The sequence below is a fragment of the Pseudomonas sp. TH34 genome (assembly GCF_016650865.1).
Lineage (GTDB): Bacteria > Pseudomonadota > Gammaproteobacteria > Pseudomonadales > Pseudomonadaceae > Aquipseudomonas > Aquipseudomonas yamanorum.
The window spans coordinates 53,755-75,584 of record NZ_JAEKFB010000023.1 but is presented as its reverse complement, the minus strand read 5'-3'; the positions used below and the strand labels follow the sequence as shown (position 1 = coordinate 75,584).

At 62.9% G+C, this 21,830-nt stretch carries 18 protein-coding genes; 12 read left to right on the top strand and 6 right to left on the bottom strand.

What is annotated here, in order from left to right:
• Positions 1-36 precede the first annotated feature (36 nt).
• Positions 37-942 (bottom strand): LysR family transcriptional regulator, encoded by a 906-nt coding sequence (locus JFU58_RS18550; RefSeq protein WP_063031006.1) that lies wholly within the window; start codon positions 940-942, stop codon positions 37-39.
• Between the two features lie 219 nt (positions 943-1,161).
• Between JFU58_RS18550 and JFU58_RS18545 the strand changes: the two genes are divergently transcribed.
• The 11 genes from JFU58_RS18545 to JFU58_RS18495 all read left to right on the top strand — a co-directional run bounded on the left by JFU58_RS18545 (position 1,162) and on the right by JFU58_RS18495 (position 16,057).
• Positions 1,162-1,785 (top strand): cysteine dioxygenase family protein, encoded by a 624-nt coding sequence (locus JFU58_RS18545; protein ID WP_063031008.1) that lies wholly within the window; start codon positions 1,162-1,164, stop codon positions 1,783-1,785.
• Positions 1,782-3,362, top strand: coding sequence for a rhodanese-related sulfurtransferase (locus tag JFU58_RS18540; RefSeq protein ID WP_201141559.1), 1,581 nt, complete (start codon positions 1,782-1,784; stop codon positions 3,360-3,362). The genes JFU58_RS18545 and JFU58_RS18540 overlap by 4 nt, the downstream gene beginning before the upstream one ends.
• Positions 3,363-3,464: 102 nt before the next feature.
• Entirely contained in the window at positions 3,465-4,421 is a 957-nt protein-coding gene (locus tag JFU58_RS18535; RefSeq protein WP_063031012.1) for an ABC transporter substrate-binding protein, read from the top strand.
• 13 nt (positions 4,422-4,434) lie between these two features.
• Entirely contained in the window at positions 4,435-5,778 is a 1,344-nt protein-coding gene (locus JFU58_RS18530) for an LLM class flavin-dependent oxidoreductase (protein ID WP_063031014.1), read from the top strand.
• A 13-nt stretch (positions 5,779-5,791) separates the two neighbouring features.
• Entirely contained in the window at positions 5,792-6,796 is a 1,005-nt protein-coding gene (locus JFU58_RS18525) for an ABC transporter substrate-binding protein (RefSeq protein WP_201141557.1), read from the top strand.
• 77 nt (positions 6,797-6,873) lie between these two features.
• Entirely contained in the window at positions 6,874-8,058 is a 1,185-nt protein-coding gene (locus JFU58_RS18520) for an acyl-CoA dehydrogenase family protein (RefSeq protein ID WP_201141555.1), read from the top strand.
• On the top strand, positions 8,055-9,014 hold the full coding sequence (locus JFU58_RS18515; protein ID WP_063031019.1) for a D-isomer specific 2-hydroxyacid dehydrogenase family protein: 960 nt from the start codon (positions 8,055-8,057) through the stop codon (positions 9,012-9,014). The genes JFU58_RS18520 and JFU58_RS18515 overlap by 4 nt, the downstream gene beginning before the upstream one ends.
• 308 nt (positions 9,015-9,322) lie before the next feature.
• Positions 9,323-11,443 carry a TonB-dependent receptor gene (locus JFU58_RS18510; protein WP_093197993.1) on the top strand — a complete coding sequence of 707 codons (2,121 nt, stop codon included), beginning with the start codon at positions 9,323-9,325 and terminating at the stop codon, positions 11,441-11,443.
• 26 nt (positions 11,444-11,469) lie between these two features.
• Positions 11,470-13,044, top strand: a complete 1,575-nt coding sequence (locus JFU58_RS18505) for a flavin monoamine oxidase family protein (protein WP_201141553.1) — start codon at positions 11,470-11,472, stop codon at positions 13,042-13,044.
• A 24-nt stretch (positions 13,045-13,068) separates the two neighbouring features.
• Positions 13,069-13,560, top strand: coding sequence for a RidA family protein (locus JFU58_RS18500; protein ID WP_201141551.1), 492 nt, complete (start codon positions 13,069-13,071; stop codon positions 13,558-13,560).
• Positions 13,561-13,597: 37 nt separating this feature from the next.
• Positions 13,598-16,057: a TonB-dependent receptor plug domain-containing protein gene (locus tag JFU58_RS18495; RefSeq protein WP_201141549.1), complete on the top strand. Its 2,460-nt coding sequence runs from the start codon at positions 13,598-13,600 to the stop codon at positions 16,055-16,057.
• Between the two features lies 1 nt (position 16,058).
• Here JFU58_RS18495 and JFU58_RS18490 read toward each other — a convergent pair whose 3' ends face one another.
• From JFU58_RS18490 to JFU58_RS18470, 5 genes are all read right to left on the bottom strand, one after another.
• Positions 16,059-16,946, bottom strand: coding sequence for a LysR family transcriptional regulator (locus JFU58_RS18490; protein WP_201141547.1), 888 nt, complete (start codon positions 16,944-16,946; stop codon positions 16,059-16,061).
• 182 nt (positions 16,947-17,128) lie between these two features.
• Positions 17,129-17,746 (bottom strand): isochorismate family cysteine hydrolase YcaC, encoded by a 618-nt coding sequence (ycaC, locus tag JFU58_RS18485; protein ID WP_093198011.1) that lies wholly within the window; start codon positions 17,744-17,746, stop codon positions 17,129-17,131.
• 24 nt (positions 17,747-17,770) lie between these two features.
• A complete protein-coding gene (locus tag JFU58_RS18480) occupies positions 17,771-19,609 on the bottom strand; it encodes an amidohydrolase (protein ID WP_201141545.1) in 1,839 nt (612 codons plus the stop codon).
• The gene (locus tag JFU58_RS18475) at positions 19,606-20,199 is read right to left on the bottom strand and encodes an antibiotic biosynthesis monooxygenase (RefSeq protein ID WP_177026518.1); all 594 of its coding nucleotides are present in this window, start codon (positions 20,197-20,199) and stop codon (positions 19,606-19,608) included. Before JFU58_RS18475 ends, JFU58_RS18480 begins: the two co-directional genes overlap by 4 nt.
• An 80-nt stretch (positions 20,200-20,279) precedes the next feature.
• Positions 20,280-21,188: a LysR family transcriptional regulator gene (locus JFU58_RS18470; protein ID WP_063031037.1), complete on the bottom strand. Its 909-nt coding sequence runs from the start codon at positions 21,186-21,188 to the stop codon at positions 20,280-20,282.
• 205 nt (positions 21,189-21,393) lie between these two features.
• Between JFU58_RS18470 and JFU58_RS18465 the strand changes: the two genes are divergently transcribed.
• Positions 21,394-21,792 carry a helix-turn-helix domain-containing protein gene (locus JFU58_RS18465; protein ID WP_063031039.1) on the top strand — a complete coding sequence of 133 codons (399 nt, stop codon included), beginning with the start codon at positions 21,394-21,396 and terminating at the stop codon, positions 21,790-21,792.
• The last annotated feature ends 38 nt before the right edge of the window (positions 21,793-21,830 follow it).

The window sequence follows — 21,830 nt, the reverse complement described above, 5'->3', positions numbered from 1 at the left end:
ACATTTTAATCTAAGCTAATTATTATTTTTTTCATATCACGCTGCATTGCGAACCTTGTGCAGCGACGCCGCCACCAGCTTGCCAAACGCATCCACCGGCCCTTGCAGATTGCCAAGGAAATGCGGGTAGATCAGCCACAGGTCCATCACCGGCTTGAAGTCCTTCAGCGGCATGGCCGCCAGTTGATCGCGATGGGCACTGCGTTCCAGCAGCGGGCGTGGCACCAGGCCAAGGCCCAGGCCGTCAGCCACCAGGCCCAGTTGCAGCTCCGTGCCAAAGGTCTCCAGGTTGACCCGTAGCGCCAGGCCCTGGTCCGACAAGGTGCGTTGCAGCCCGGCGCGGAAGCCACAGCCATCCGGGTTGAGGATCCAGCCGTTCTGGTACACGTCCGCCAGCTTGCAGGGCTTCTTGGGCAGTTGGGCCTTGGCGCAGACCACCACCAGTTCCATCTTGCCGATGGACTCGCCGACGATGTTATCCGGGAAGATCTTGCCCGCCGGAAACAGCGCCGCTGCCGCGTCCAGTTCGCCGCGCTCGATCTTGCCCACCAGTTGGCTGCCCCAGCCGGTAGCTACCTGGGCGCGCAGGTCGGGGAATTCACTGCGCAGGTGCTTGAGGGCATCCAGCAGCACCACGTCGCCGATGGTTTGCGGCACGCCCAGGCGCAGCAGGCCGGTGGGCGGTGCGTCGGTGGCCACCAGTTCACGCAGGGCGTCCATTTCCCGGAGGATCGAACGGCACTGTTCATACACCCGCGTACCGATCAAAGTAGGCTTGAGCGGCTTGGTGTTGCGGTCGAACAACTCCACCCCCAGCGCCTGCTCGAAGTTCTGCACGCGACGGGTGATGGCCGGCTGGGTCAGTTGCAGCGACTCGGCGGCATGGCTGATGGACTGGCAACGAATCACTTCGACAAAGGCATCGATATCGTCAATTTTCATTTGGGCCGCACATAGAGAACAGTCATTAAGATGTGTGAAAAGCATAGTTCCATAAACGGTGGCTGGATAGCCTGCCGCTCGATCGATAACGTCTAACGCTATTCAAACCGGTTCTAAATTACTTTCCGCTATAACCTAATCATTAAAAAATAGCATATTAACTATAAACATTATGCTTAGATAAACCCATCACCACGAACCACCCACGATGGAATTGTCATGACCCAGGCCCGACACCCGGAGAGACTCAGAGCATTCATTGGCGCCCTGGCGGAATTGATCGACGGCAACCCTCGCGAAGGCGACCTGCTGCATCGCGGCGGCAAGCTGCTGGCGCAACTGGTGAGCCACGATGACTGGCTGCCGGACGAATTTGCCCAACCCAACCCCGAGCGCTATCAACAGTTCCTGCTGCACGCCGATTCGCGCCAGCGCTTCAGCATCGTCAGCTTTGTGTGGGGGCCGGGGCAAACCACGCCAATCCATGACCATCGCGTGTGGGGGCTGATCGGCATGCTGCGCGGCTCCGAGTATTCCCAGGGCTTTGAGCGCAACGCCGAGGGCGTACTGGTCGCCGACGGCAAGCGCATCCAGCTCGAACCCGGCCAGGTGGAAGCCGTGTCGCCGAAGATCGGTGATATCCATCAGGTCAGCAATGCCTTCAGCGACCAGGTGTCCATCAGCATTCATGTCTACGGCGCCAATATCGGTGCCGTGCGCCGCGCCGTGTACCAGCCGGACGGCAGCGAGAAACTGTTTATCTCCGGTTATTCCAACGCCTTTCTCCCGAACATCTGGGATTTGTCCAAAGACGCCCTGTCCAAAGAGAGCCCTGCCCTATGACTGCATCGAACCGCAGCTTCGCCCAGATTCGCCAGGCCCTGCTGGACCGTGAAGAAGTCGCCCTTGTGGATGTGCGCGAGGAAGCGCCTTTCGCCGAATCCCACCCGCTGTTCGCCGCGAATATCCCGCTGTCGAAGCTGGAACTGGAGGTGTATTCACGCATCCCACGCCGGGATACCCAGGTGACGGTGTACGACAACGGTGAAGGTCTGGCACAGATCGCCGCCCAGCGCTTGCAATCCCTCGGCTATACCCAGGTCAGCCTGCTGGAAGGCGGCCTGGACGGTTGGCGCAAAGCCGGTGGCGAGCTGTTTATCGACGTCAACGTACCGAGTAAAGCCTTTGGCGAACTGGTGGAAAGCCAGCGCCACACGCCGTCGCTGGCCGCTGAAGAAGTGCAGGCCTTGCTCGACAGCAACGCCGACGTGGTGGTGCTCGACGCCAGGCGCTTTGATGAATACCAGACCATGAGCATTCCCACCGGCATCAGCGTGCCCGGCGCCGAACTGGTGCTGCGCGCCCGTGAGCTGGCGCCCGACCCGGCCACCCGCATCATCGTCAATTGCGCCGGGCGTACCCGCAGCATCATCGGCACGCAGTCGCTGATCAATGCGGGCATCGCCAACCCGGTGTCTGCCTTGCGCAACGGCACCATCGGCTGGACCCTCGCCGGGCAGAAGTTGCAACACGGCCAGGCTCGACGCTTTGCGCCGACCTCGGAAGAACACCGCCAGATCGCCGCCAGGGACGCCCGCCAAGTCGCCGACAAGGCCCGCGTAGGCCGCGCCACCCTCGCCGACCTGCAACGCTGGCAGCAGGAAGCGGCACGCACCACTTACCTGTTCGACGTACGCACCCCGGAAGAATTCGCCGCCGGCCATCTGCCCGGCTCGCGCTCCACACCGGGCGGCCAACTGGTGCAGGAAACCGATCACGTTGCCAGCGTACGCGGCGCCCGGCTGGTACTGGTGGATGACGACGGCGTGCGGGCCAATATGTCTGCGTCCTGGCTCGCGCAACTGGGTTGGGAAGTGCATGTGCTGGATGACCTGCAACCTGCGCATTTCAGCGAACCGGGTGCCTGGGTAGCTCCCGTCCCGGCACCGCAACAGGCCGAACTCATCAGCCCGCACACCCTCGCTGAATGGCAGGCTCATGGCGACACTGCGGTACTGGATTTCACCGCCAGCGCCAACTACGTCAAGCGCCATATCCCCGGTGCCTGGTGGGCGTTGCGTGGGCAGTTGCCCGAAGCCTTGCGCAAGGTGCCTGCTGCCGAACGCTACGTGTTGACCTGCGGCAGCAGCCAACTGGCGCGCCTCGCGGTAGCGCAAGTCGAAGCGCTGACCGGCAAGCCCGTGTTCCTGCTGCAGGAAGGCACCGCCAGCTGGATCGCCGCGCAACTGCCCCTGGAAGAAGGCGAAACCCGCCTCGCTTCACCGCGCATCGACCGCTACCGCCGCCCGTACGAAGGCACCGATAACCCGAGGGAAGCCATGCAGGCCTACCTGGACTGGGAATTCGGCCTGGTGGACCAATTGGCCCGCGACGGCACCCATGGGTTTTATGTGATCTGAATACCATCGGGAGCGAGCCCGCTCGCTCCTCTTTCCACTACCGGCCGACCCCTTCTCCAGGCGGAGGCGACTGAACGCAAGACCTAGCCTGGAGCCTGCCTGATGCGCTTGACCCTTGCCCTTTTACTGGCCGCCCTCACCTTGGGCGCGACCTGCCAGGCCGCCGACCTGCAACCCCTGCGGGTGGCCAACCAGAAATCCACCATCAAGGCGCTGCTGGAAGTCGCCGGCGAAACCCGGGATGTGCCCTACGAAATCCAGTGGTCCGAGTTCCCCGCCGCCGCGCCGTTGGGCGAAGCCCTCAACGCTGGCGCCGTGGACATCGGCGCCCTGGGGGACGCGCCCTACGTGTTCGCCCTCGGTGCCGGCGCGCCCCTGAAAGTGGTGAGCATCATCCACGCCGAAGGCCGCAACACCACCGCGCTCATTGTGCCCAAGGATTCGCCCATCCACGATCTTGCCGACCTCAAGGGCAAGCGCATCGTCACCACACGCGGCTCCATCGGGCATTTCCTGGCGATCAAGGCACTGCGTAGCGCCGGCCTTTCCACCCACGACGTGCAGTTCATCTTCCTGCTGCCCAGCGAGTCACGCTTGGTGCTGGATAACGGCACCGCCGATGCCTGGTCGACCTGGGACCCCTACACCACCGTGGTCACCTCACAAAGCCAGGCCAGGGTCCTCGCCAGCGGCAACAACCTGCTGAGCAACCACCTGTACCTCGCCGCCACCAGCAAGGCGATTGCCGACAAGCGCGTGCAGCTGGACGACTTCGTGGCCCGGGTCGACCGCGCCTACCGCTGGAGCAACGATCACCCGCAGGCGTTCGCCGCCGCCATGGCCAAAATCACCGGCTTGCCGCTGGAGGTGCATGTAGCCGTGGCCAACGCCACCCATATGCAGCCGGTGGCGATTGACGACTCGGTGATCAGCGGCCTGCAAACCACCGCCGACATCTACCAGGACGAAGGCCTGCTGACCAAACACATCGACGTGTCCCAAGGCTTCGACAAAAGCTTCAACGCCAAGCGTGCCCCGCTTACCCAGGCTTCCCGCTAAAAGGAGAAAGAACATGAGCAAACGCCAACTGAAACTCGGTGCCATGGTGCACGGCGTCGGTCACGGCTGGGGCGAATGGCGCCACCCGCAGGCGCAACCCAATGCCAGCGTCAACTTCGGGTTCTATAAGCATCAAACGCAACTGGCCGAAGGTGCGAAATTCGATTTCGTCTTCATCGCCGACAGCCTGCATATCCATGAGAAATCCAGCCCCCATTACCTCAACCGTTTTGAGCCCCTGACCATCCTTTCGGCCCTCGCCGCCTTGACCTCGAATATCGGCCTGGTGGCGACCGTCACCGTGAGCTACACCGAACCGTTCCAGGTAGCACGCCAGTTCGCCTCCCTGGACCACATCAGCGGCGGCCGCGCCGGCTGGAACGTGGTGACCTCATGGCTCAGCGGCACTGCCGACAACTTCGGCAAGGCCGAACACCCGCCCCATGCCGTGCGCTACCGCATCGCCAAGGAACACGTGAATGTGGTCAAGGGCCTGTGGGATTCCTGGGAAGACGATGCCTTCGCCTACAACAAGCAAAGCGGCGAGTTCTTCACCCCCGGCAAGCTGCATGCATTGGGGCACAAGGGCGAGTTTTTCTCGGTCAAGGGCCCGCTGAATATCGCCCGGTCACGCCAGGGCCAGCCGGTGATTTTCCAGGCGGGCACTTCCGAGGACGGGCGCAATTTTGCCGCCGAGTACAGCGACGCAATTTTTGTCCACGCCGAGACCTTCGACGAAGCCAAAGCCTACGCCCAGGACTTGAAGAAACGCGCCCGCAGTTTCGGTCGCGATGCCGATCAACTGTCGATCCTGCCGGGCATCCGGCCAATTGTTGGCCGCGACGAAGCTGAGGTGGAACGCCGCTATCAGCAAGCCGTGGAGCTGGTGACCGTCGAGGACGCAATCGTCGCCCTGGGCCGCCCGTTCAACGACCACGATTTCAGCAAGTACCCGCTGGACGAACCCTTCCCGGAACTCGGCGACCTGGGCTCCAACAGCCAGAAAGGCGGCTCCGACCGCATCAAGCAATTGGCTCGGGATGAAGGCCTGACCCTGCGGGAAGTGGCCCTGCGTTTCTCCCGGCCCAAGCGCGATTTCGTCGGCACCCCGGAGCAGGTCGCAGACGCGATCCAGACCTGGTTCGAAGCGGGTGCCGCCGATGGTTTCATCATTAATTCACTGCTGCCCGACGGCCTGCAGTACTTCACCGAACAGGTGGTGCCGGTCCTGCAACAACGCGGTCTGTTCCGCCGTGAATACAGCGGCGTCACCCTGCGGGAAAACCTTGGCCTGGACGTGCCGGCCAACCGCTACAGCGCCGCCCTTGAAACCCAACCCACACAGATCGCCATCTGACCAGGGCACGACCATGACGAACACGATCAAACACGGACAGTTCAATCGTCGCGGCTTCCTGGGCGCCAGTTCGATTGCCTTTGGCGCGCTGGGCCTCGCCTCGCTGGTGCCACGGGCTTTCGCTGCACCTGCGAAGCTCTCGGACCTGACCCTGGCTGTCGCCACCTACCGTGGTCAGGACTCGTACTTCACCGACGACGCCGGCACCTCCAACACACCCTACAAGGTCGACTACGCCGAGTTTGCCGGCGGCAATCTGATCGTCGAAGCGCTGGCCTCGGGCAGCCTGGACATTGGCGGCATGAGTGAGATCCCGCCGATCTTTTCAATCCAGAGCCACCGCGAGCCGAAGTTGATCGCGGTGCTGCAAGGCGACGTGAATAACCAGGTGATCCTGATTCCCAAGGAGTCGAAAATTGAATCCATCGCTCAGCTTAAAGGCAAGCGTGTGGGCTACGTACGCTCCACCACCTCCCACTACTTTCTGATCAAGGCCTTGAAGGAGCAAGGGCTGACCTTCAACGACATCACCCCCGTGGCGCTGACGCCGCAGGATGGTTTCAGCGCGTTCCAGAGCGGCCAGCTGGACGCCTGGGTGATCTACGGGGTGTTTATCCAACTGGCGAAATTCCGCAGCGGTGCCCGGGTCTTGAAAACCGCCCTTGGCTACCTCTCCGGCAACTACCTGATCGGCGCCCGCCCCGCAGCCCTGGAAGACCCGCTGCGCAAACAGGCGATCCAGGATTACCTGCAGCGTCAAGCCCGCACCCTGGAATGGATGAACAACAACCCCGAGCCGTGGGCCGAGAAATCGGCGAAGTTGCTGGGGGTGGACAAGGCGGTGTTCCTCGATGTGTACAACAACCGCAGTCAGCCTTACAGCGTGATCGAGGTGAACGACCAGGCCATCGCTTCGCAGCAGGAAGTCGCCGACCTGTTCTTCAATGCCGGGGTGTTGAGCGAGCGGCTGGATGTCAGCCCGTTGTGGGACCGGCAGTTCAAGTTGCTGCCGATATAACCACCCTTCGAAAACGCCGAATAGCCAATGTGGGAGCGGGCTTGCTCGCTCCCACATTTTGACCGAGTACACCGATAATGAGCCTTTCATCTCAACAACCGCCGCTTCTGCGCTCCGTGGAAGTGGCCAACTTCGAAGCGCTGCTGGAACGCCTCGGCAGCCAGCTCGCCGCCACCGCGCCGCTCTATGATGAAAGCGGCACCTTCCCCCACGACAACTTCAAACTGCTGCACGAACACGGCCTCGTCGCCCTGACCGTGCCCAAGGCCCTCGGCGGTGGCGGTGCCAACCTCGCCCAGGCACGCAAGGCCATCAGTGCCATCGCCAAGGGCGAGCCTTCCACCGCGTTGATCCTGGTGATGCAGTACCTGCAACACACGCGCCTGCAAGACAGCAAAACCTGGCCGCCCGCGCTGCGCACCCAGGTCGCCGAAGACGCAGTGCGCAATGGGGCGCTGATCAATGCCCTGCGCGTCGAACCCGACCTCGGCACCCCGGCCCGTGGCGGGCTGCCAGCGACCATCGCCCGGCGTACCGCCGCCGGTTGGCGCATCAGCGGGCGCAAAATCTACTCTACCGGCAGCCACGGCCTGACGTGGTTCAGCGTCTGGGCCCGCAGCAGCGATGAAGACCCGCTGGTGGGTGCCTGGCTGGTGCCCAAGGGCAGCCCCGGCATCAGCATTATCGATACGTGGGACCACCTGGGCATGCGCGCCACCTGCAGCCACGAAGTGGTGTTCGATAACGTGCTGGTGCCGCTGGACCACGCGGTCAGCGTCAGCCCCTGGAGCGCGCCGCAGGCCGAACTGGACGGCGATGGTTTCCTGTGGATGTCGGTGCTGCTCTCATCCGTGTACGACGCCGTGGCCCAGGCGGCGCGCGACTGGCTGGTGGACTGGCTGGAACAGCGCAAGCCCTCCAACCTCGGCGCAGCGCTGTCGACCTTGCCGCGCTTTCAGGAGACCGTCGGGCATATCGACACCCTGCTGTTTGCCAATCGCAGCCTGCTGGATGCCGCCGCCGACGGGCACACCCCGGCGGCCAATGCCGCGCAGATCAAATACCTGGTGACCGGCAACGCGATACGCGCCGTCGAGTTGGCCATCGAGGCTTCCGGCAATCCCGGCCTGTCGCGCCACAGCCCGCTGCAACGGCATTACCGCGACGTGCTGTGCAGCCGCGTGCATACACCGCAGAACGACGCCGTGCTGCAGGGCGTCGGCAAAGCCGTCTTCGCGCAACGTCAGAAGGAACGCACATGAGCCAGGTGATTATCGCCAGCCAGCTGGACGAAGATTTCAATGAAGTGATCCGCCAGCGCCTGGCCCTGACGCACCCTGGCGCCGAGGTCATCGGTGTACCCGCCGGCGTGCCCAGCGACTTGCCGCCCCAGGCCAATATCCTGCTGGCCCGACCGATCAACGTGCGTGGCTACACCGCCCCGGACACACCACCACCGGGTTGGCCGTATGGTGTGCAGTGGATTCAGGTGGTGTCGTCAGGTATCGACTTCTACCCCAAGTGGCTGTTCAACGGGCCGCCGGTGAGCACCTCGCGGGGCAGCGCCGCCGAGAACATCGCGGAGTTCGCCCTGGCAGCGATCTTCGCGGCAGCCAAGCACTTGCCGGACATCTGGGTGCAGGATTCGCAGTGGCAGTTCACTGCGTTGCGCCCGCTCAAGGGCACCACCCTGGGGATTCTGGGGTTTGGTGCGATTGGCCGTAGCCTGGCGCAAAAAGCTCATGGATTGGGGATCAAGATCGTGGCATTACGCCAAAGTGACACGCCGTTTGACGTGGAGGGTGTGGAGGCGGCGCTGGATATCCATGATCTGTTTGCTCGCTCCGACCACCTGGTGCTGGCCGCGCCACTGACCGAGGCCACGCGACATATAGTGGATCGGGAGGCGCTGGAGAATGCCAAGCCAGGGTTGCACCTGATCAATATTGCCCGGGGAGGATTGGTGGATCATGAGGCGCTGCTGGAGGCGTTGGACAGCGGCCGTCTTGGGCTGGCTTCGCTGGACGTGACTGAGCCGGAACCGTTGCCGGATGGGCATGCGCTGTATGGCCATCCGAGGGTCAGGGTATCGCCGCATACGTCGGCGATTTCGACCAATAGCCGACATGATATTGCGGACAGTTTTCTGGGCAACCTGGAAAGGTATCTGAGTGATCTGCCGCTGGAGAACCTCGCCAACACCCAACGCGGTTACTAAGCCGAACAGAAATCAAAATGTGGGAGCGGGCTTGCCTGCGATAGCAATGGATCAGTCGATATCAATGTGACTGACCTACCGCTATCGCGGGCAAGCCCGCTCCCACATTTGTTTTTCATCAGCTGAAAAATATCATCAGCCTTACGCATCACAAACAAACCACTACATACCCATTTTTTATAATTAACTTATAACTAATCGGACTTTTACGCCCAGCATTTATACAAATACTGTTACATCCAATACCGACCCCTGACCAGGTGGAGGCCCGACTTTGCCTAAACCGTCAACCACCTCAGGGGTCCATCATGAGTCCTACCGCCGTACCCAATCGCCTGACACTGGCCATTTCCCTCGCCCTGTTCGGCCTCGCCGCCCATGCCGACGACACCGCCCTGCCGGTGGTCAACGTCACCGCCGAGCACCGCAGCGAAGACCTGCAAAAAACCCCGCTGGCGATTTCCGCGTTCGATGAAAAGGCCCTGGAAGACAAGCAAATCAACAGCGTGCGCGACCTCGCGGGCCAGGTACCGAACCTGACACTCAGCCGCCAGTCGATCTCCTACAGCGCCCAGACCTACGGCATCCGCGGCATCGGTGAAACCGACCCGATTCAGGAAGCCGCCGTCGCCGTTTACGCTGATGACCTGTACATCCCCCGTGCGATTTCCTCGATGCTCGACTTCAACGATGTGGAGCGCGTCGAGGTGCTGCGTGGCCCCCAGGGCACGCTGTACGGGCGCAACAGCAGCGCCGGTGCGATCCGGGTGATCACCCGCGACCCGACCCAGGAAACCCGCGGTTTTGTAGAGCTGGGCGCCGGCAACTACGACGCCCAGAACGCACGCCTGCTGATCAGCGGCCCGTTGGTAGACAACGCGCTGTTCGGCAGTTTCTCCGCTATCCGCCTGAGCCGCGACGGCACCGTGTCCGATCCCACCCGGGGCAAGGACGTGAACAACGTCGACATCCAGTCCTATCGCGGCAAGCTGCGCTACAAGCCGGTGGATTCGCCCTGGGATGTGCAATTGACCCTGGCCGGTACCTTCGACCGGGGCGACACCACCAGCTATACGCCCTTCGACGCCAACGGGCATTTCGACAAGTTCAAGAGCTACAGCAGCCTCGACCCGAAAAACCGCCTGGACCAGGGCAGCTCGGTGCTGCGGGCGATTTACGCGATCAATGACAACCTGAACTTCAAATCAGTGACGGCCTACTCGGCGTTCCACCAACCGGTGGACTACGACAACTCAGGGCAAGCCGCGCTGATCCAGAACAACCTGATCCTGTACAAGCAGAACTACGCCACCCAGGAATTCCAGCTCAACGGTGACTACGACGATTTCAGCTTCAGCACCGGCGTGTACCTGTACCGCGAGAAGTTCGACGCCGACCGCGACAACCTCACCTATTCCGTCGCCCGCAACCGGGTGATCGGCCAGGGCCAATACAGCACCACCAACACCGAAAGCTACGCGCTGTACGGCCAGGGCACCTACAAGCTGACGCCGCAACTGTCGCTGATCGCCGGCCTGCGCTTTACCCGCGAACACAAGAATTTCGACTTCACCAACTACGCGATCAACACCGACCGGCAGATCACCGGCACCAACTTCACCGCCGAGTCGAGCAAATCCTGGCAGTCCACCAGCCCGAAAATCGGCTTCGAATACGCCTGGACCCCACACTTGAACCAGTACGCCTATGTCGCCAAAGGCTTTAAGGCCGGCGGCTACGACAACCGCGCACCGACCCAGGCCGCCGCCGAACAGGCGTTCTCCCCGGAGGATGTGACCACCTGGGAAACCGGGGTCAAAGGCGACTTCTTCGACCAACGCCTGCGGGCCAACGTCGCGGTGTTCTACAACGACTACAAAGACCTGCAAACCAACGCCTATGACCCGGCGCTGGGGGTCAGCCTGCGCACCAACGTCGGCCGCGCCCACACCTACGGCGTGGAGCTGGAAACCCTCACGGCCCTGAGCCGCGACCTGCAACTGACCGCCAACGTCGGCTACCTGCAAAGCAAGTACGACGACTTCCAGAACGCCAGCGGCGCGGGGGTGGATGCCAACGGCAAGCAGCTGGTGTTCTCGCCACGCTGGAACGCCAGCCTGGGCCTCAACTACACCATTCCCGCCGGGCTGCCCGGCACCTGGCTGGCAGGCACCGATGCGCAGTTCCAGACCAAGTCCTATGCCAACGCGCTGAATGACGACATCCAGGAAATCCCGCAACAGACCTTCTGGAACGCCAACACCCGCTACATCAGCGGCGACGGCCACTGGACCACCACCCTCGCGGTGAAAAACCTGCTGGACCGCGCCTACCCGCAGTCGGTGGGCTACGTGCCTTCCAGCGGCGCCCGCTACTACTCGGTCAACGACCCGCGAACCCTGTTGCTGACCGTGCGCTACGACCTCTGACAAACCGCTATCTCAAGGAGCGAATCATGGCTTTTACCCGCAGAGAACTGATTTCCCGTATTGCCGCCGTGGGCGGTTATTCCGCCGCTGTCAGCGCATTGGGCGCGCTGGGGCTGACGCCTCAGGCGGTGGCATCGAGCTTTACCCCGCTGCAATTGGGCAGCACCGGCAAAGGCAAGAACGTGGTGGTGGTCGGCGCCGGGATCTCCGGGCTGGTCAGCGCCTATGAGCTGCGCAAGGCCGGGTTCAACGTGACGATCCTGGAAGCCCGCGACCGGGTGGGTGGACGCAACTGGACCCTGCGCCGAGGCACCAGGGTCGACTTCGACGACGGCATCAGCCAGACCGTCGACTTTGATGACGGGCAGTTTTTCAACGCCGGCCCTGCGCGTATTCCCAGCCACCACCAGACGATTCTCGGCTACTGCCGCGAGCTGGGCGTGGAGTTGCAAGTACTGGTCAACAGCAGCCGCAACGCCCTGGCCCGGCCGGATACGCAACAGCCGGCGTTCCAGTTGCGCCAGGCGGTCAATGACACCCGTGGCCAGCTCTCGGAACTCCTGGCCCGCACAGTCAGCCGCAAGGCGTTGGACCAGGACCTGAGCGTGGATGACCGCAAAGCGTTGCTGAGTTTCCTCAAAGTGTACGGCGACCTCAACGGCGACCTGCAATACAAGGGTTCGGTGCGTTCCGGCTACACCCGCGTGCCTGGCGCTGGCGACCAGACTGGCGTGACACGCGCGCCACTGGAGCTGCAAACCCTGCTTAACCCCAAGCTTTGGGGCGCCTTGGTGTTCGATGAAATCCCGGAGTTTTCATCCACCATGTTCCAGCCAGTGGGCGGCATGGACCGCATTCCCTATGCCTTTTACGAACACCTCAAGGACGCGGTGCGCTTCAACGCTGAAGTCAGTGATATCCAGACGTCCGAACAAGGCAGCCGAATCAGCTACCGCGACCGTATCAGCGGCAAGACCCAGGTCTTGAGCGCCGACTACGCCATCGTCACCGTGCCCTTGCCACTGCTGGCGAAGCTGCCGAGCAACTTCACGCCGCCGTTCAAGCAGGCGATCCAGACCGCGCAAAGCGACCAGGCCAACAAGGTGGCCTGGCAGACGCCGCGCTTCTGGGAAACCGACTTCAACATCTATGGCGGCCTGTCGTACCTCGACCATGAAGTCAAAGGCTTGTGGTACCCCAGCGACCGCCTCAACAGCGCCCATGGGATTCTGGTGGCGGCCTACAACACCAGCGAATCGGCCCAGGCCTTCAGCCAGAAATCCCTGGCCGAACAGTTCGCCTCTTCACGCCAGGCGGTGGAACTGTTGCATCCCGGCCACAGCGCAAAACTGCAGAAGCCGGTGGCGATCAACTGGTCGAAAGTCAGCTACAGCAAAGGCCCGTGGATCGTTAACGACGAAGTCGGCGAAAGCGCCTACCGCCTGCTCAACGAGCCCCAGGGCCGTACTTACCTGGCCAGCGACGCCCTCGCCCACGGCGGTGTCGGCATCTGGCAGAACAGCGCCGCCGATTCGGCACGGCGCATCGTCTCGCTGATCGGCCGCCATGCCGAACGCCAGCAACCGGGCGTCGCCGCCTGAAATTGCTCACTCAAGGAATGATCGATGAAAACTTTTTTTGCAGGACTGCTGATGACCGCCACCACCCTCGCCGCCCACGCCGATGAGATCAAGCGCGTGCCGCTGCCCAACTCGAACTTCCCGATCTCACTGGCGGTGTCGGTACCACCGCAGACCGAACTGCTGTTTGTCAGCGGCTTGCTGGCCGACCTGCATGATCCCAAGGCACCGAAAGACTCGTTTGCAGCCTATGGCGACACGGCCATCCAGACCACGTCGATCCTCAATAAGCTCAAGGGCGTGCTGCAAAGCCAGGGCCTGGATCTGGGGGATGTGGTGCAGTTGCGGATATTCCTGGTGGGCGATCCCGCCAAGGGCGGCAAGCTCGACTTTGCCGGCTTGCAGGAAGGCTACACGCCGTTCTTCGGCAGTGCCGAGCAGCCGAAAAAACCGGCACGCACCGCGGTGCAAGTCGTCGCCCTGCCATTGCCCGGCGGGCTGGTAGAAATCGAAGCGGTTGCCGCGCGCAAACGCTGACCCAAGGATCGATCCGGGATCAAGGAGCTTCACTCTCATGCATAGCCGTCCCTTATTGCTGCCGCTCTCGCTGGCGTGCGGCCTGGCGTCCTGCGGCGTCGAATCCGCCGAAGACCGCTCTCCCACCCTCGACACCGTCGTCGTCACCGGCAACCGTGGCGCCGAACAACGTACCGTCACCACCAGCCCCACGCCCATTGATGTGATCAGCGGCGAACAGCTGCGGGCCGTGGGCAAGCCGAGCCTGTTGGAAGCCCTGGGCAAGCTCATCCCCTCGTTCAACCTGCCCGACCGCGCCGGCTGGGATGCCAGCGGCGTGGTGCGCTCGGCCACCTTGCGCGGCTTGACCGCCTCCCATGTGCTGGTGCTGGTCAACGGCAAACGGCGCCACACCAGCGCCACCCTGAACATCAACGGCATCAACAGCGGCGCCGCTCCCAGCGACCTCGACCTGATCCCGGTGGCCGCCATCGACCATGTGGAAGTGCTGCGCGACGGTGCGGCGGCGCAGTACGGTTCGGATGCGATTTCCGGGGTGATCAATATCATCCTCAAGCAGACCACCGGCGGTAGTTCCGACACCACCCTGGGCCAGAACTACGACGGCAAGCGCGGCACCGGCCAGGAGGCCCTGAACTATGGCTTCCAGGTAGGCGAAGCCGGGGTGCTCAACGTGTCCCTCGATACCCGCTACCAGGAGCGCGACAACAAGGCCGGCAGCAACGGCTACAGCACCCATTACTATCCGCTGGCGGATGGTTCACCCGACCCGCGTGAAGCCACTTCCAGCCACCATACCTACAAAGGCTACGGCTCGCCCCGCAGCCAACTGGCTGACGTCGCCTACAACCTCGACTTGCCCCTGAACGACGACCTGACGCTGTACTCGTTCTCCACCCTGGCCACCCGGGAGAACAACGACGGCCAGAACTTCCGCCTGCCCAATGGCCGCAACACCATCACCACCGGGCCCAATGGCTATCTCAATGGCTACAGCCCGTACTGGCTGGTCAACGAGACCGACTTTCAATCCGCCTTCGGTGCCAAGGGTAACGACCTCGGCGGCGGTTGGGGTTGGGACTTGAGCAGCACCTACGGGCGCAACTATGCCAAGCAGCGTACCTACGACAACCAGAACCCGTCCCTGGGTGAAAGCACGCCGAACAGGTTCACCTCCGGGATCTATATTGCCGACCAGCTCACCACCAACCTGGACTTGAAAAACACCTACGAGATCGGCCTGGCCAAGCCGCTGGACGTGGCGTTCGGCCTGGAGCACCGGCGCGAAAGCTACGAGACCCGCGCCGGTTCCGAGGCCTCCTATATCGATGGCGGCTACGTGTTCCCGGCGGGCCATCCACGGGCCGGGCAGCGTCCCGATCCGGGGGCCCAGGTCACCAACGGCATCCGCCCCGAAGACGCGCAGAAGGTCAGCCGCAACAGCGTCGCCAGCTATGTCGACCTCGGGTTCTACCCCACCGAGCAGTGGTACGTCGGCGTGGCCGGGCGCTACGAGCATTACAACGAAGGCGTCGGCGGCACCCGCAGCGGCAAGCTCAGCACGCGGTATGCGTTCAACCCGGTGTTTGCCCTGCGCGGCACCGTGAGCAACGGTTTTCGTGCGCCGTCCCTGGCCAACGAGATTTTCACGGCGCGCTCCACCGGGTTCGACACCATCAATGGCGTGTACCAATCGTACAACTACGTGATCCTGCCGGTGGATTCCGCCGGCGCCCAGGCTTTGGGTGCCAAGTCATTGAAGCCGGAGCGCTCGACCAACTTCAGCCTCGGGTTTGCCGTTACCCCAAGCGATGACTTGAGCCTCACGGTGGACGGCTACGTGATCAACCTGCGGGACCGCCTGGTACTCAGCGAGCGCTTCCAGGGCCCGGGCATTGCGTCCCTGCTGGACGGCATCGGCGTACCGGCCACCGCCGGCGCGCAGTACTTCACCAACGGCGCCAACACCCGCACCTCCGGGGTGGACGTGGTGGGCAACTACCGGCAAAACCTCGACCGCTACGGCTCGGTGAAATGGACCGCGGCGCTGAACTACAACCACACGCAAATCCTCAGCGTCAACGACACCCCGGCGCAGCTCGCCGCCCTGGGCGACTTCCAGTTGATGGGCCGCCAGTCCCGGGCGCTGATTACCAAGACCTCACCCAGCAGCAAGATGATCTTCTCCGCCGACTGGGCGATCCACGACTTCGACGTCAACCTGCGCTTGACCCGCTACGGCACCTACACCGAGGTCAACAGCTCCAGCGACCCGAGCCTGGACCGCACGTATTCGGCCAAATGGATCACCGACCTCGATGTGGCCTATGCAATCACCAAACAGCTGACAGTGGCCGTGGGTGCGCAGAACCTGTTCGACAAATACCCGGATCATATCGGCGTGAAGAACTCTTCGTTCGGCGATAACTGGGGCAGCTATTCGCCGTTCGGGTTTACCGGCGGGTATTACTACAGCCGGGTGCAGTACGCGTTCTGACTCAACAACCGCCGGCCAGGCGCTCACGCAGAAACTCGATCAACGCCTGCACCGGGCGCGAGCTCTGGCGGTGCTGGGGGTACACCGCTGACAGGGTCAGGGACTCCGGCGTAGTGTCTTCCAGCAGCGCCACCAGCCGGCCGTCCTGCAAGGCTTGGGCGACGATAAAGTTCGGCAGATACGTGATACCCAACCCGGCGATCGCCGCGTCCCGCAGCAGCTCACCGTTGTTGACGCGCATGCGTCCGCTGACGTTTCGTGTGTGGGGTTTGCCATCGACCTTGAAGTGCCATTGCACCTGGCGACCATGGCCGTAAGGCAGGCATTCGTGGTCGGCCAGGTCATCGGGACTCTGCGGCGTACCGCGGAGGGCCAGGTAGTCCGGGCTGGCGCAGTAGACGCGCTGCACACTGGCGATGCGCCGGGCGATCAGGGTCGAGTCTTCCAGGGTGCCGATGCGCAGCACCAGGTCGTAGCCTTCGCTGATCAGGTCTACCGGGCGGTCGCTGAGGTCGACTTCCACGGTGACGTGGGGGTGGCGTTGCAGGAACAACGGCAACAGGCTGCCCAGGTGCGCCATGGCAAACGACAACGGTGCGCTCAGGCGGATGGTGCCTCGGGGGTCGGTGTTTTGCCCGGCGATGCCTTGCTCCACTTGCTCGACCTCACTGAGCAGGCGCAGGGCGGATTCGTAGTAACTCTGGCCCAGGGGCGTGACGTCCAGGCGGCGGGTGGAGCGGTTGAGCAGGCGTACGCCGAGGCGCTCTTCCAGCTGGATCAGGCGGCGGCTGACAAATTGCTTGGACAGGCCAAGGTGTTCGGCGGCGGCGGTGAAGCTGCCGGATTCCATGACCTGGCAAAACAGGCGCATGTCTTCGAAGGGGTTCATTGTCGCTTCTCGGTGGACGCTGGGCTGTTTTATAGCCGGTATGTCCCGGCACCACAAATCCAATGTGGGAGCTGGCTTGCCTGCGATAGCGGTGGATCAGTCGACATCAGCTTTGACTGATCCACCGCTATCGCGGGCAAGCCCGGCTCCCACATGGAATTTTTGGTGTCCTCTGGAGCGGTTTACTTGGCCGCCAGCGCCGAATAGCTGTTCATCAGGTTGCGATAGTTTGGAATGCGCGGCGACAGCAGGTTGGCCAGGCCTTCCATGTCGTTGCGCCAATCCCCTTGCAGCTCGCAGGCCACCGAAAACCAGTTCACCAGCTGCGCACCAGCAGCCGTCATCCGCGCCCAGGCGGCCTGTTGCACGGTTTCGTTGAAGGTGCCCGACGCATCGGTGACCACGAACACTTCAAAGCCTTCAGCCAGGGCGGACAGCGTCGGGAAGGTGACGCAGACATCCGTCACCACACCGGCAATGATCAGTTGCTTGCGCCCGGTGGCTTTCACCGCCTGAACGAAGTCCGCGTTGTCCCATGCGTTGATCTGGCCAGGACGCGGGATGTACGGCGCGTCCGGGAACAGTTCTTTCAACTCCGGCACCATCGGGCCGTTGGGGCCGTTTTCGAAGCTGGTGGTGAGGATGGTCGGCAGCTTGAAGAACTTGGCCAGGTCCGCCAGGGCCAGCACGTTGTTCTTGAACTCGTTGGGCGAGAAGTCCTGCACCAGCGAGATCAGGCCGGTCTGGTGATCCACCAGCAGGACCACGGCGTCGTCTTTGTTCAGGCGTTTGTAAGTCATGGGAACACTCCTTTGGGGTTAGATTCAGAAGGCAAAACACGAGCAGCCAAACGCGCCCCAGAAACCCTGGAAGTCGCTGACCGGCGCGTTCGAGAGACGCGCCCGTTCATGGCTATGGGAATGCACACCACAGGGGCCGCTGCACTGGTGCACCTGGGCCTGTAGCGGTGAAGTCGGGCGCCAGTGGCCCGGCACCTTGACCACCGGCGACCAGTCCGGCAGCACGGGCACGCGAGGCGGCGCGAAATCTTCAAAGTCGCCGGCGCCGTAGACCACTTTGCCGCCGACCACGGTGAGCACCGATTCGATCCACTTGATGGCTTCCTCGTCGACGCTGAAGAAGTCCGCCGACAGGGCCGCCACGTCCGCCAATTGGCCGACCTTGATCTGGCCTTTCTTGCCCTGCTCGGAAGAGAACCAGGCGCTGCCGTGGGTGAACAGTTCCAGGGCGGTCAGCCGGGGCAAACCCTCGGCGTGCAGTTCCAGCCCGCCCACGGTGCGGCCGCTGACCATCCAGTACAGCGAGGTCCAGGGGTTGTAGCTCGACACCCGGGTGGCGTCGGTACCAGCGCCCACCGGCACGCCCTCGGCGAGCATGCGTTTGATCGGCGGCGTGGCCTCGGCAGCCTTGGCGCCGTAGCGCTCCACAAAGTACTCACCCTGGAACGCCATACGGTCCTGGATTGCGATACCGCCGCCCAGCGCCCGCACCCGCTCGATGTTCTGCGGGGTGATGGTTTCGGCGTGGTCGAAGAACCACGGCAGGCCGTTGAACGGGATGTCGCGGTTGACCTTCTCGAACACGTCGAGCATCCGCGAGATCGACTCGTTGTAGGTGGCGTGCAGGCGGAACGGCCAGCGCTGTTCTACGAGGTGGCGCACCACCGGTTCCAGCTCCTGCTCCATGGTCAGCGGCAGGTCCGGGCGGGGTTCGAGGAAGTCTTCGAAGTCGGCCGCCGAGAACACCAGCATCTCGCCGGCGCCGTTGTGGCGCAGGTAGTCGTCGCCCTGGTGCAGGGTCACGCTGCCGGTCCAGTTCTTGAAGTCGCTGAGTTCTTCCTTGGGCTTCTGGGTGAACAGGTTGTAGGCAATGCGCACGGTCAGTTGCTGGTCCTTGGCCAACTGCTCGATCACTGCGTAGTCGTCGGGGTAGTTCTGGAAACCGCCGCCGGCGTCGATGGCACTTGTCAGCCCTAGGCGGTTGAGTTCACGCATGAACTGACGGGTGGAATTCACCTGGTATTCCAGAGGCAGTTTCGGGCCCTTGGCCAGGGTCGCGTAGAGAATCATCGCGTTGGGCCGCGCCACCAGCATGCCGGTGGGGTTGCCGTTGTGGTCGCGCACGATCTCGCCGCCGGGCGGGTTCGGTGTGTCCTTGGTGTAGCCGGCCACCCGCAGGGCCGCGCGGTTGAGCAAGGCGCGGTCATACAGGTGCAACACGAACACCGGCGTGTCGGGGGCGGCCTGGTTGAGTTCGTCGAGGGTGGGCATGCGCTTTTCAGCGAACTGGAATTCGTTCCAGCCCCCCACCACCCTCACCCACTGCGGCGTGGGCGTGCGGTCGGCCTGGTCTTTGAGCATGCGCAGGGCATCGGCCAGGGACGGCACGCCTTCCCAGCGCAGTTCAAGGTTGTAGTTCAAGCCGCCACGGATCAGGTGCAGGTGCGAGTCGTTAAGGCCAGGGATGACGGTGCGACCCTTGAGGTCGATGACCTGGGTACCACTGCCGCGCAGGGCCATGGCTTCGCCGTCGGTGCCCACCGCGACAAAACGTCCCTGGTGGATCGCGACTGCCGTAGCGCGGGGATTTTCACGGTCCACGGTGTGGAACTGGCCATTGAACAGAATCAGATCGGCGTTCATAGGGTTTCCTTTACAGAGGCTTCAAGCCAGGGCGCGAACAGGCGGGTGGCCGCCGGCATCAGCAGGTAAACCACCAGTACAACGATGGTCAGGGTGACCAGGAAGGTGGCGACGATGTAGTTGGAGAGAAACGGATGCAGCCTCAGTACCGGGCCCCAGATGATCGGTACCAGCAAGGTCAGCGGCAGGATCACCAGCAGCGTGACCACCGCCTGCTTCCAGCGCGGCGGCTTGGCGGCAGCATCGGCCAGGGGCGAGAACCAGAACTCGTTGACCGCGCCGACTTCGGTCTGGTCGCCGTCGGCCAGCATCGGTGCGGCTTGGTTGATCAGCTCCAGGCGCTGCGGCGAATCGAGCCAGCGCTCCAGGTCTTCGGTGGAGCGGTAACGCAGCACGCAGGTGAACAACGCAAGGCCGCCCTGCTTGCTGCGCACCACGTCAACGCCGAGGTGGCCGGGGCGCTCGCCGGCAATGCGCACGATGCGCCGCAGCCAGGCTTCGTAGTCGGCTTCGTGGCCGGGTTTGATGCGGTGTTTGACCACCAAGGTGACAACCTCGTCCGGGCCGCCTTGCTGCGTGACTGAGTCCATCGTGCCCCTCCCCTGAGTACGTGAGCGATGGCCGCAGTGTGGGGCGTCGCGCAGCGTAAAAATTGGATGTACGTGCTCTGTTAAAGCGTCCGGGACATGTGTTCGCCAATCCGCGATCGCAACCAGCGCTCCGCCGGATCGTTGTCGTGCACCCCGCTCCACACCATCGACAGCTCTGCCGCATCGATGGCGAACGGTGGGTCCTCGGCCCGCAACCCGCTGCCTTGGGTCAACGCGCAGGCGGCATAATCGGGCACCGTCGCAATCATTTCGCTGCCGGCCAACAGGTCCCGCAACCCACTGAATTGCGGCACCGCCAACACCACCCGCCGCGCCCGGCCAACCCGCGCCAGGTCCAAGTCAATGTTGCCGCTCAAGTCACCGGAAAACGAAACCATGGCATGGGGCCGTGAACAGTAGTCGTCGAGGGTCAACGGCTCCGGCCGGTCATCCCCCCGCAGGACCTTGCACGGAATATCCCGCAGCTTCTTGCGCTTGGCATTCGCTGGCAGCTCGGTGGTGTAGCTGACCCCCACGGAAATCTCGCCACTGGCCAACAACGCTGACATCAACAAGTAGTTCGCACGCCGCACCACCACGATGATCCCGGGCGCCTCTTCGCGCAGCTGGCTGAGCAACGGTGGAAACAGCCCAAACTCGGCGTCATCCGACAGCCCGATGCGAAACACCGCGCAACTGGTGGAAGGGTCGAAGTCCTTGGCGCGGCTCACGGCGCCGGAAATGATGTCCATGGCCGGTTGCAACTCCTTGAGGATCGCCACGGCCCGTGGCGTGGGTTCCATACCGCGACCATTGCGCAACAGCAGCGGGTCATCGAACAGGTCGCGTAACCGACTCAGGGCCGCACTGACCGCTGGCTGGCCCATGAAGAGTTTTTCGGCAACCCGGGTCAGGTTCTTTTCGAACATCAGGGCCTCGAAAATCACCAGCAGGTTCATGTCGACGCGGCGCAAGTCGTTGCGATTCATAGGGTTTCCCGGGAGGTGAGCACCCCGTCAGCTAACCACGCTCAAGGCCGCTGCAATTGCATCCCTGTGCTGTCTTTTTTGCGCAGGCACCTGGCGAAATTAACAACGATTAACTCGCCAGCCAGACGGTCCGGCACCAAAAATACGGCGGTCTACACTGGATTTTCATCAACAGGAAACGCTCCCATCGACCACGGAATCTGTCATGGCCCGACTTGAGCAAATCGCACCTGCACCGCACCCTCGAGCCCCTGCCACCGGCGGCCTGTGCCCCCGCCGCGAACGCATGGTCAAGCAGTTGATCCTGGCCAACCTCGGGGACAGCCTGGAAGTCGCCGAACTGGCACGGGCCTGCGCCCTGTCCCGCAGCCATTTTTCCCGCGCGTTTAAATGCAGTACCGGCCTCTCTCCCCAGGAATGGATTCGCCAACAACGCATCCAGCGGGCCAAGGAGCTGATCATCCACTCCGCCTTGAGCCTGACCCAAATCAGCCAGGAGTGCGGATTTTGCGACCAGGCGCACTTCTGCCACATATTCAGCCGCAGCGAAGGCGTAAACCCGATGACCTGGCGTAACCACCAACTTCGCGTGATCGCCGCCTAGTGGTGATTGCACCCCAGCGCAAACCTCTGGAATATGCA

Excerpts from the sequence above, each read along its gene's own strand:
- JFU58_RS18475 (WP_177026518.1), bottom strand. The coding sequence starts at position 20,199 with ATGGACTCAGTCACGCAGCAAGGCGGCCCGGACGAGGTTGTCACCTTG.
- JFU58_RS18515 (WP_063031019.1), top strand. The coding sequence starts at position 8,055 with ATGAGCCAGGTGATTATCGCCAGCCAGCTGGACGAAGATTTCAATGAA.
- JFU58_RS18490 (WP_201141547.1), bottom strand. The coding sequence starts at position 16,946 with ATGAACCCCTTCGAAGACATGCGCCTGTTTTGCCAGGTCATGGAATCC.
- JFU58_RS18530 (WP_063031014.1), top strand. The coding sequence starts at position 4,435 with ATGAGCAAACGCCAACTGAAACTCGGTGCCATGGTGCACGGCGTCGGT.
- JFU58_RS18535 (WP_063031012.1), top strand. The coding sequence starts at position 3,465 with ATGCGCTTGACCCTTGCCCTTTTACTGGCCGCCCTCACCTTGGGCGCG.
- ycaC (WP_093198011.1), bottom strand. The coding sequence starts at position 17,746 with ATGACTTACAAACGCCTGAACAAAGACGACGCCGTGGTCCTGCTGGTG.
- JFU58_RS18495 (WP_201141549.1), top strand. The coding sequence starts at position 13,598 with ATGCATAGCCGTCCCTTATTGCTGCCGCTCTCGCTGGCGTGCGGCCTG.
- JFU58_RS18480 (WP_201141545.1), bottom strand. The coding sequence starts at position 19,609 with ATGAACGCCGATCTGATTCTGTTCAATGGCCAGTTCCACACCGTGGAC.
- JFU58_RS18540 (WP_201141559.1), top strand. The coding sequence starts at position 1,782 with ATGACTGCATCGAACCGCAGCTTCGCCCAGATTCGCCAGGCCCTGCTG.
- JFU58_RS18500 (WP_201141551.1), top strand. The coding sequence starts at position 13,069 with ATGAAAACTTTTTTTGCAGGACTGCTGATGACCGCCACCACCCTCGCC.
- JFU58_RS18550 (WP_063031006.1), bottom strand. The coding sequence starts at position 942 with ATGAAAATTGACGATATCGATGCCTTTGTCGAAGTGATTCGTTGCCAG.
- JFU58_RS18470 (WP_063031037.1), bottom strand. The coding sequence starts at position 21,188 with ATGAATCGCAACGACTTGCGCCGCGTCGACATGAACCTGCTGGTGATT.
- JFU58_RS18510 (WP_093197993.1), top strand. The coding sequence starts at position 9,323 with ATGAGTCCTACCGCCGTACCCAATCGCCTGACACTGGCCATTTCCCTC.
- JFU58_RS18545 (WP_063031008.1), top strand. The coding sequence starts at position 1,162 with ATGACCCAGGCCCGACACCCGGAGAGACTCAGAGCATTCATTGGCGCC.
- JFU58_RS18520 (WP_201141555.1), top strand. The coding sequence starts at position 6,874 with ATGAGCCTTTCATCTCAACAACCGCCGCTTCTGCGCTCCGTGGAAGTG.
- JFU58_RS18505 (WP_201141553.1), top strand. The coding sequence starts at position 11,470 with ATGGCTTTTACCCGCAGAGAACTGATTTCCCGTATTGCCGCCGTGGGC.
- JFU58_RS18465 (WP_063031039.1), top strand. The coding sequence starts at position 21,394 with ATGGCCCGACTTGAGCAAATCGCACCTGCACCGCACCCTCGAGCCCCT.
- JFU58_RS18525 (WP_201141557.1), top strand. The coding sequence starts at position 5,792 with ATGACGAACACGATCAAACACGGACAGTTCAATCGTCGCGGCTTCCTG.